This is a genomic window from Streptomyces sp. NEAU-YJ-81 (assembly GCF_017592595.1).
GTDB classification, from domain to species: Bacteria; Actinomycetota; Actinomycetes; order Streptomycetales; family Streptomycetaceae; genus Streptomyces; species Streptomyces hygroscopicus_B.
Genome location: NZ_JAGFNO010000083.1, coordinates 1 through 9,861 on the forward strand (window position 1 = coordinate 1; position 9,861 = coordinate 9,861).

At 65.2% G+C, this 9,861-nt stretch carries 10 protein-coding genes; 5 read left to right on the forward strand and 5 right to left on the reverse strand.

Translation table 11 applies throughout. The annotated features are described in order from the left end of the window. Positions 1–245: 245 nt before the first annotated feature. Both J5X86_RS49675 and J5X86_RS49680 read left to right on the forward strand, forming a co-directional pair. Positions 246–1,013, forward strand: a complete 768-nt coding sequence (locus tag J5X86_RS49675) for a creatininase family protein (RefSeq protein WP_205587670.1) — start codon at positions 246–248, stop codon at positions 1,011–1,013. A gap of 68 nt (positions 1,014–1,081) precedes the next feature. Then, on the forward strand, positions 1,082–1,630 hold the full coding sequence (locus tag J5X86_RS49680) for a TetR/AcrR family transcriptional regulator (RefSeq protein WP_203348632.1): 549 nt from the start codon (positions 1,082–1,084) through the stop codon (positions 1,628–1,630). Positions 1,631–1,968: 338 nt separating this feature from the next. On the opposite strand, the gene J5X86_RS52350 is transcribed toward J5X86_RS49680, so the two are convergent. Further along, entirely contained in the window at positions 1,969–2,100 is a 132-nt protein-coding gene (locus tag J5X86_RS52350; RefSeq protein ID WP_279595817.1) for a hypothetical protein, read from the reverse strand. 72 nt (positions 2,101–2,172) lie between these two features. On the opposite strand from J5X86_RS52350, the gene J5X86_RS49685 reads away from it, so the two are divergent. Next, positions 2,173–3,939, forward strand: coding sequence for a long-chain fatty acid--CoA ligase (locus tag J5X86_RS49685; RefSeq protein ID WP_208523159.1), 1,767 nt, complete (start codon positions 2,173–2,175; stop codon positions 3,937–3,939). Between the two features lie 804 nt (positions 3,940–4,743). Beyond that, a complete protein-coding gene (locus J5X86_RS49690; protein WP_119986308.1) occupies positions 4,744–6,042 on the forward strand; it encodes an MFS transporter in 1,299 nt (432 codons plus the stop codon). Positions 6,043–6,135: 93 nt separating this feature from the next. On the opposite strand, the gene J5X86_RS49695 is transcribed toward J5X86_RS49690, so the two are convergent. Then, a complete protein-coding gene (locus tag J5X86_RS49695) occupies positions 6,136–7,779 on the reverse strand; it encodes a transporter (protein ID WP_308124994.1) in 1,644 nt (547 codons plus the stop codon). 39 nt (positions 7,780–7,818) lie between these two features. Between J5X86_RS49695 and J5X86_RS49700 the strand changes: the two genes are divergently transcribed. Then, positions 7,819–8,154, forward strand: a complete 336-nt coding sequence (locus J5X86_RS49700) for a hypothetical protein (protein WP_208523161.1) — start codon at positions 7,819–7,821, stop codon at positions 8,152–8,154. Between the two features lie 212 nt (positions 8,155–8,366). Here J5X86_RS49700 and J5X86_RS49705 read toward each other — a convergent pair whose 3' ends face one another. From J5X86_RS49705 to J5X86_RS49715, 3 genes are all read right to left on the reverse strand, one after another. Further along, complete coding sequence (locus J5X86_RS49705; protein WP_208523162.1) at positions 8,367–8,705, reverse strand: VOC family protein; 339 nt, start codon at positions 8,703–8,705, stop codon at positions 8,367–8,369. Positions 8,706–8,843: 138 nt separating this feature from the next. Beyond that, complete coding sequence (locus tag J5X86_RS49710; RefSeq protein WP_308124995.1) at positions 8,844–9,410, reverse strand: flavin reductase family protein; 567 nt, start codon at positions 9,408–9,410, stop codon at positions 8,844–8,846. After that, entirely contained in the window at positions 9,337–9,507 is a 171-nt protein-coding gene (locus J5X86_RS49715) for a hypothetical protein (protein ID WP_162952956.1), read from the reverse strand. The genes J5X86_RS49710 and J5X86_RS49715 overlap by 74 nt, the downstream gene beginning before the upstream one ends. Between the last annotated feature and the right edge of the window lie 354 nt (positions 9,508–9,861).

The following is a 9,861-nucleotide window of genomic DNA, read 5'->3' on the forward strand; positions in this document are numbered from 1 at the left end:
CGTGAGCCCGACCGGGGTGTCCCCCTCGGTCATGAGGATGAAGTCCATACCGACCCTTCCGTCGAATGTTATTCGCCGATAACGTAGGACGTAGCCCAGCCCAGGTCAAGGCCCCAGGAAGAGCGACAGGTGTTAGTTCTGATTAACGTGCGCGGGCCTGGACTGCGGGCCTCTCCCCATCCGTCGAGTAGTGACGCATCCGTGAGGTACTGGCCGAGCGGGCACAGAAGGAGGAGTGACCACACGTGAGCGAGTTGCGGATTGAGCGTTTGACCTCGCCCGACATCGCGAGCGCCATCGCGAGCGGTATGCGTACGGCGGTCTTGCCGCTGGGCGCCACGGAGCAGCACGGCGCGCACCTGCCGATGTCGGTCGACAGTGATCACGCCGATCGACTAGGTGTTCTTGTCGCCGAGCGGCTTGGCGACGCGCTCGTGCTACCGACGGTGCGGATCGGCTGCTCGCCGCACCACCTCGGCTTCGCCGGAACGCTCTCGGTGCAGGCCGAGACGCTCGAGGCGATCTGCGCCGACTGCTGCGCGAGCCTTGCTGTGCACGGCTTCCGCCGGGTGCTGATCTTTTCGGCGCATATCGGCAACTATCCGGTGCTCAGTGACATCGAGCCGAAGATCGCCGCGCGGCTCCCCTCCGACCTGGATGTCATCGCGTTCGCGGACTCGGCAGCGGTCCTCCGCGCGTGGCGCGATACTGCTCAACGCGTCGCCGGCCTCGCCGACCACGTCGGAGGACATGCCGACGTCGCCGAAAGTTCGATCATGCTGGCCGTGCGGCCGGACGCGGTGAGGAACGATCGCGCCGCCGCGGGTTTCACCGGGTCCATGGATGACGCGTTGCTGGCCCGCGTATTCACTGACGGTGTCAAGGCAGTCGCCCCCAGCGGGGTGCTCGGTGATCCACGCGGCATGTCGTCTGAGCTGGGCTTCGCCTGTCTGACCGCGGTGGCCGACCTGCTCGCGGAACACGCAATGGCACGTTATCGGCCGCTCACCTAGACTAGACTTTCTGTGTGTCGAGCTCACCTACCCCCCGTACCGCGTCTCCCCGCGCCACCCGTCGGCAGGTGCTGATCAAGGTCGCCGGAGAGTTGTTCAACGAGCGTGCCTTCGATGCGGTCACCACTGAGATGATCGGCGCGCGTGCCGGTGTGACCGGCCCCGCGCTCTACCGGCACTTCCCGAGCAAGCAGGCGTTGCTGATCGCCGTGCTCGAGGATCCGCTGGACGAACTGCTGGCTCATGCCCGCAAGACGGCAGCCGAGGTGACGGATCCACGCAAGGCACTTGAGGAGATGATCGATTACCACGTCAAACGCAGTCTCCAGAACGTTCCGTCCACGCTGGTGTTCCTGAAGAACGAACACAACGTCCCCGAGGACGAACGCCATCGCATGCGACGCATGATGCGCCTCTACGCCGAAGAGTGGAGCGGGCTGGTCACCCGGCTGCGGCCCGACCTGTCAGACGCGCAGACCCGCGTTCTCACACACGCCGTCTTCTCGATGATCAACGCGGTACCCCAGTTCAACAGCGGCCTCGATCCCGACATCGTCGCGACGACCATCCGCACCGCCGCGATCAACGCGCTGCTCGTCCCCGCGGACGCGAGCTGACAAGAAGAGCGGTCTTCAAGGGCGCGGCTCGTAGCCGCTGACCTGATCCAGGCCGGGGCCGGTGACCGGGAGGTGACCCGGCGCTTCGGGGTGGCCCGGATGCCGGCACGCCACTGGCGGCGAGCGTTGGCACCGCGTCGTCGGCGGCGGTCCAGGGTGGACCGCGTGCCGACGCAGGGAGAAGTCGTCCAGGACCGCGAACAGCATCTCCCCAAGCCAACGCTCGCGCAGTGTCGTGGGTGAGGTGATGTCCGTGACCGTCTAGGCCTGGGCAGACTCGGTCGGATGCCGGAGGATCCGGTGCGCTGCGGAGGGCGATCGAGCCACTACTCTTCTTGTCAGCTCGCGTCCGCGGGGATGAGCAGCGCGTTGATCGCGGCGGTGCGGATGGTCGTCGCGACGATGTCGGGATCAAGGCCGCTGTTGAACTCTGCGAGCCGATGACGTGGTACCGCGGTGATTTCCTCCACCTCGGGCAGGGTGTTACATGGATGACATCACCTGGCTCGTCAGCTCTCGTGGATCTGCGGAGAGGCCGTGTGATGGATCTGATGAATTTTGAACCGATCCGGACGCATCCGCAGCTGTTGCTTGATCGTGCGCGCTCTGAGCCCAACATCGTTGCGCTGCGCCACTGGCGCGATGGGGTTGTGCACGCGATCACGTGGCGGACGTACCGAGATCGAGTACGCGAGATCGCGCTCGGCCTTGTCGAGCACGGTGTGCAGCACGGCGATCACGTCGCGGTGATGAGCAGCGCACGCCCGGAATGGGCCTTCGTCGCACTGGCCGTGCAGAGTGTCGGCGGCGTGGTGGTCGGCGTCTACCCCACCAACTCGCCCGCCGAGATCGAGCAGATCCTGGCGCACAGCGAGGCAGTGGCCTTTATGGGCGAGACAGCCACGGAGCTCAACAAGGTGGCGGAGATCGCAGCCCGCGCACCGAAGCTGCGGCTCGTCGTCGGCATGGACACCGCCCCGCCGGCGCTACCTGAGGCAACCACCGGGACAACGTGGGAGGAGCTGCGCACAGAAGGAGCGCGGCATCCAAGCGTCGTATCCGACCGTCTGGTCGAGATGGTCGCTGGCACGACACTCGACGACCCCGCCGTTCTCTTCTACACGTCGGGCTCCACAGGAGCTCCGAAAGGCGTCACGCACTCGCACCGTACGCTTCAGCACTCGGTCCAGACCGTCGTCGGCCTCTATCCGGAACTCGACAGCCGTGAGCACGACATCGTCGGCTTCCTGCCGCTGGCCCACGTGGCGCCGGCGCTGCTGCTGATCTTCACTCCGCTGCTCTCACGTCTCGTGGTGACGTACTGCCGCATCGAGGACTACGAGGACGCGTTGCGCACCGTGCGACCGACGGCACTGCTGTGGCCCCCGCGCTTCTACGAGAAGGTCGCCGGCGAGCTGATCGCACGAGCGCGGGCTTGGCCCCGGGTGCGCCGGTACGCCTACAAAGGCGCGATGTGGGTCGGTCGCCGAATGGCCGAGCGCCGTTGGTCCAGTGGTCAGCCCTCGGTGTTCTTGCGGATCGCATACACCACTGTGCTCCACCGCGTCTTCCTGCCGTTGCGGGCAAGCGTCGGATTGGACCGCCTTCGCGTCGCTTTCACCGCCTCTGCCGCGACGCCCGAGAACGTCATTGCGCTGTGGCAGATCTGGGGGCTGGATCTACGCGAAAGCTACGGCCTCACCGAAACAGCCGGCTGCCCCGTCGCTCATTTCGACCAGACGTTTCCTCGCCCGGGATATATTGGTCGCGAATTCTCGGACCCACGCTTCCAGGTCGAGGTCGCACATGATGGTGAGATGCTGGTCCGCGCACCACTGCTGTTCCGCGAATACTGGCGCGACCCGGAAGAGACTGATGCCGTTCTGCGGGACGGTTGGTTCCGTACCGGCGACCTGATCGAGCGTACCGCGCACGGTGAGATCCGCCTCATCGGCCGAAAGAAGGACGTGATCATCACCAGCGGCGGCAAAACGATCAATCCGCAGCCGATCGAAACCCGGCTGACGGAGAGCTCGCTGATCAGCGAAGCGATCGTCGTGGGCGACGCGCGCAAGTGCCTCACCGTGCTGCTCGAGCCGAGCGCACAGGCCAAGGCACTGACTACGACGGCGCTGTCCGAACGCCTGCGAGCTGAGCTCGGGCGAGTCAACACGGACCTCGCGCGCGCAACAGCTGAAGGACTTCCGCGTGCTGCCTCGGCCCCTCGAGGCCGAACGCGGCGAGCGGACCGCGAACGGCAAGGTCAAGCGGAACGCGGTAGTGAGTTCATTCGCCACGTTGATCGATGAAATGTACGGCGGGAATGACGACACAGTGATCGCGAACCACCTACGGTAGCGGTCGCATGAGCGAAGAACCTTGATGGGTTGGCCATGGCCCCTACGTCTGCCGACGCGTATACAGCAATGGGTGGACTCATGCAGCTCCCGACCTGACACGGCAACAGATCCAAGCAGCGCGAGTCGGCGCGGCGACGCAGACTCGGTGAGCGCGCCAAAGGTACGACGACCACAGATCATCTCGGGCTTCTGTCCTGGGCCGAGCAGCTCGGTTCCCCGGACCGCCCTGCGGCTTGAGTCGTTCGGCAATGCTGACTTAATTCCATTCCTGCGCGCCACTCCCGGACCATGTCGCTTCTGCATCCATGCTTGTGGAATTTGAATTAGTCCAGTCGTATCAGTGCATTGCGCGTCTGTGTACGACGGGTCAGAGTCAGCACATGCGAAGTGCATCGAGTGTGTGCGTACGCAGTTCTTGCTGACCCACGAGGTATGGCATGCGATCGGCGGCGCTCCATCAATGCGCCCCATCATCCGATGGTCATCCCGCAGTCGTCGAATCAGCAGTCACCGACGAGGTAGCCCTGACGCCTGCGCGGCTCGAACCCAGAGAGATGGGGGCTTCAGCCCCCTGAGGCAGCACCGGGCACCGGCAACTATCGACCTCGCCACAGTGCCTCGGAGCCTGACCCGACGGAAGGGTCCAGTCAGGACCCACCCCCTGATCGCGCCGAACAACGTGACGGCGCCGACCTCGCGCGGCGAGGGCGGCCGAACGGCGCACCTCCCATCCTGGTGTGACAAGGAGAGTCAATGACGACGGCACAACACTCCGAAAAGACGATCAGCTTGAGGTCCGCCCGGCGCGCATCGCTGGCCGGCGGCGTCGGGACACTGATCGAGTACTACGACTTCAGCGTCTATGGGTTTCTGACGCTCACTATCGGACCGTTGTTCTTCCCCAGCGAGAATCCGACGGTCTCAACCCTGTCCGCGCTCGCGGTGTTCGCGTCGTCCTACCTCATCCGTCCGCTCGGTGGCTGGTTCTTCAGTCGCCTCGGCGACCGCCGCGGCCGCCGGACAGCCCTCGTCGCGACGATTGTGATGATGGGGGCGGCGTGCGGCGTGATGGGTCTGCTGCCCACCTACGGACAGATGGGAGTCGCCGCGACGATCGCTATCATCGTCGTGCGACTCGCCCAAGGGTTCGCTGCCGGTGGTGAGATCGGTGGCGCTGCCACCTACATCGCCGAGCTGGCGCCGCCCGGCAAGCGGGGTTTCTACGGATCGACGGTTTCCATGGGGTCCACTCTCGGGTTCGCCGTGGCCGCCGGCGTCGTAGGGCTGGTCCGTCTGCTGGTTCCGGCCGACCAGATGGCAACGTGGGGCTGGCGGATCCCGTTCCTCCTCTCGCTGGTCCTCACTGTGGTGTGTCTGCAGGCTCGGCTGCGGGTCGAGGAGTCGCCTCAATTCCAAGAGCTGAAGGAGAAGGCCGCGATCGTACGCAGTCCGATGCTGGCCGCTCTGCGTAGCCACCCGCTGTCGGTTGCCCGCGTGGCGGGCCTGGCTATCGCGTTCAACGGCACCGGCTACTTCGGCGTTGCCTACTTCGCCATCTTCCTGCAGGAGGAAGGATTCTCCGCCACAGGAGTCGCCTGGACCTCAGCGTTGTGCATCGCCCTGGCCACCTTTACCTATCCCTGGGCGGGCAAGTTGACGGATCGCTACGACCGCAAGCCCATCCTGCTGGCGTCCTACATCATCTTCGCCGTCATCGCTTGGCCGGTCTTCGCACTCCTCATCGCGGCAACCAACCTCTGGGCCGTCGGGGCCGTCTATCTGGTCTTCATGTTCTTCACCGGGTGGGCACAGGTACCTACGTGGCCGTTGGCCACGGAGCTGTTTCCGGCAAGCGTGCGCTACTCAGGCATCGCGATCGGTTACAACCTGGGCGTGATCATCGGCGGCATCACGCCACTCGTCGCCGCTGCCCTCGTGGCCGGCACCGGAAGCAGAACCAGCCCCGTCTACTGGATCCTCGCCGTAGCGCTCATCGGAGTGATCACCGTCGCGCGACTGCCGAAGACCGCGTCGAAGCCGCTACCCGCCTAAGCGGACGGCCAGGTCCACGATCTCCTGCACCCGCGCGGAAGCCGCCCGGGTGCAGGAGATCGTCGAGCCTGCGGATACCACAACCGTGGCGAATCAGCCTGCATGTCGACCGTGCGCTGTCCGCGGGCGGGCTGTGCTCCTCCGTCCGACTTCCCTTCCCGTCGTATTCACTGCACCGGCAACCGGTTGAGAACTCTTTGGTGAGGTGAGGCTGCCGATCCACCCGAGGAAGAGTGCCGCTGGCACGGACACCATGCCCGCGTTGTAGTACGGATACCAGTTGAAACTCAATTCCGGCCATAGTGAGTTCTTGGTACCGGTGACGACGGGTGAGGAGACCGTGAGCACGAGGGACAGCAGCAGCCCCCCATAGACGGACCAGAGAAGCCCCCGGCGATTGAACTTGGGCCAGAAGAAAGTGTAGATCAGCGCCGGGAATATACTCGACGCCGCAACGCAGAGAGCGAAGATGACCAGGGACTCGACCGGATACCGGCTGATGGCTGTGGACAGCGACAGGCTCACGGCGACCAGGACGACGAGGGCCAGACGCAGTACTCGCGCTTCTCCGGTTCGGGTGCGCGGGCCCTTGCCCTGAGCGAACACATCACGCGCGAAGGTGACAGCGGCAGCGAAGGCCACACTTGACACGGTCGTGAGTGCGGCGAGGAAGGCCACGGACGCCATGGCCGTGATGAGCGCGACGCGCGCCACTGAGCCGTGCGGGAGTACTTCCGAAGCCAGCAGAATCGGGGACCCCTGCCCAACGTCGTCAACCGCTCGAATGACGTCGCCTCCCACCACGGCCGCGGCCGCGAAGCCCGCCGCGCTCAGGAGGACGACAAAGGCAGCGCCCAGTCCCGAGGCAATGCTCATGGATCGTCGTGCCGAGCGCCCGCTGCGGGAGGCACTGACACGCAGGATCAGATTCGGCAGCACGGCCGTACCGAGGATAACGACGATGTGTTCGCCGATCACGTTGAGCGATCCGAGGTTCGCGGTGCGCGGCCAGAGCCCGGGGCGCAGATATCCGTTCGGCGACGTACTCTTCTCCGCCGCCGCGGAGAGCAGATATCCGGGGTTCCACTCGAATCTGCTGAGGGCCAGCAGCGTGATCAGCGTAAGCGTGATCAGGGTGACGACCACCTTGACGACCTGCATGAAGCTGGTGCCTCGCAGATCTGCCACGACTGCGAAAAAGCCGACGAGAAGCCCCATCAGCACCGTGCAGACCACTTGGGTTCCATGGGTCGACCGGCCGATCAGGAGGGCCACGCTGATGCCGGTAGCCCGCAGTTGGACCATGAGAAGGGGAATGGTGATCGCAAGTGTCACCAGGGCTGCGGCAGTCCGCGACGTGCGCCCCGCGGCACGCAGGGAGAAGAGGTCACCGAGAGTGTAAAGTCCGCTGTCGCGTATTTTTTGAGCAAGGAGCAGCAGTACGCCGAGGGCGAGCATGAGGTCGATGGCGATGCTGAACCCGTCGTAGCCGTACAGAGCGATAAACCCGGACGTCACCAACAGGGTGACGACCGTGATCTGCTCGCCCGCCATGGCGAACCCGTTGAAGACCGGAGAGAGTGACCGGTCCGCGATGTAGAGCCTTTCCGGCTCGTGTTCCTGACTCGAGGCAAGCGTGAAAAGCCACAGGAGAGACAGTCCGATGAATACCAGGAAGGCGACGATCACGGGGCCTCTGGCGTCTGAACCGATCGGGTCGAGTACAGCTGCGCTCACGATGGGCACGGTCACCGCTTCCGCCAGGAATCATCGACAGTGGACGCACCCGACGTCTCGGCCTGGGGCATGCCGGGAGGTCCGGGCCCGCTCGACGGGATCGCAGGCTGTGCATCGCGCCTCGTACATCCACACGGTGGCGACGAAGAGGCCGCATTGAAGGATGCCCCAGACAAGGCCGAAGGTGATGTGCCCGTACACATGAACTGCGGGAACGGCGGTCAGCAAGGACAGCGCGATGCCGACGGCAAGAGGGACGGTGTTGGCGGCAACGAATGCACGCCGGGCACGACGCGTGGTTTCGCGGAGACTTTCACCGTGTCGCAGTCGGAGGGCATCGAGCGATGGGTCCGGTGCCGGCGGGCGATCGGGTGAGGGTGAGGGGAAGACGGGGTGCACGGAAACCTTCCGGGCTTGGAGGGCGGGTGACGCGGTCGGCGAGCGTTGGTGCCTCGGACGCGCAGGTCGTTCCGGCGCGCAAAAGATCTGGGATCTGGCCGACGGCCGGGGAGGGAACAGGAATGTCCATGGCATCCGACGTCTCGGTCTGGGGCACGGCGGAGGCCGATCCGCTACCGGACTGACCGCTACCGCGGCCCGTAGATCACTACGGTGTTGCCCCATGGGTCCCGGGCCACGGCTCGGACCTCGTGCGGGCCCCGCTCGGGCTCCCGGACTACGGATCCGCCGCCTTGTACGAGGGCGGTGAGCGCCGAGGTCACGTCGGGGACCTTGAACGACGCCGCGGGCACCCCACCGGTGGCGTCCTCGGCCGGGCCGGTCAGGGCCAACGTGGTGCTGCCGGCGTCGAGGGCGGCGTAGCGGTCGCCGTCGACGAACTTCGTGGCCAGGCCGAAGGTGTCGGTGTAGAAGCGCACGGCGGCGTCGATGTCGGCCACCGGGTGCAGCACGTTCCCGATCTTCACGCGGTCGAACTCCACGGAATCACCCACCGGACGGCCCCGCAGCACGGCCCGAGCGGAGGGTTCCACCACACCGCGCGCCGCGCGTGGATGAACCACTCGTGCGATCCACCGGAGCTGACGAGCCGGGCCCGATGTCATTCATGTGACGCTCTGCCCGAGGTGGAGGAAATCACCGCGGTACCACATCACCGGCTTGCCGCTACCTATGCGTGCGTCGTGCACACGACCGATGAGAATGACGTGATCCCCGCCGGGTACGGCTTGCTCCAGCTCGCAGCGGATGACCGCTGCGGCGTCGGGCAGTATCGGGTGTCCGCCCTCGTCGGACTCGAAGCTCCCGTGTGCGAACTTGTCCTCGCCCTTGGTGGCGAACCTCATGGCCAACTTCGCATGCGCGGGCGTCACGATGTTCACGACGAACTGCTCAGCTGCTATGAAAGCTGAGAAGCAGTCCGCTCCTTGGTCCAGACAAACGAGAACAAGTGGTGGATCAAGCGACAGCGCCGCGAAGGAACTCGCGGTGAACCCATGCGACGTGCCCCCGGCGCTTCGGGTCGTCACGATCGTCACGCCGGAAGGGAAGCGGGCCAACGCCGAACGGAAGGCAGCCGCGTCCAGTCCTTGGACTTGGTCAGCCATTCCACACCTCGCGGGCAGCTCGGGCAGCAAGGTCGTGGCAGCTACCGAAGGCATCAACGTCGACATGCTCTGCGAGTAGCGCCTCCTCGACCGGCTCTCGGTAGCGGTGCTCCCGTGCGAGCCCCGTCGGGATGTCCCCCTCAGCCATGACGATGACGTCCATACTGATCCTCTCTCAAATGTTATTTACGAATAACGTAAGGCTTGGCTTAGGTGCGGTCAAGTCCCGAATGGAGAGGCGACGCCGTTAGTGCACAGTAACGAACTGGGTGCCACGTCAGTCCGCTGCCGCCTGTACGGCCGTCGGTCGCGGTGCGACCGGGGTCGCCCTGGCTGCGACCCCTCCCGTGCGCGCCTGGCGACCTTCGTTGTTATCGCAAGGTAACGCCTGTCGCTCTTTCTGGGGCCTTGACCTGGGCTGAGCTACGTCCTACGTTATCGGCGAATAACATTCGACGGAAGGGTCGGTATGGACTTCATCCTCATGACCGAGGGGGACACCCCGGTCGGGCTCACG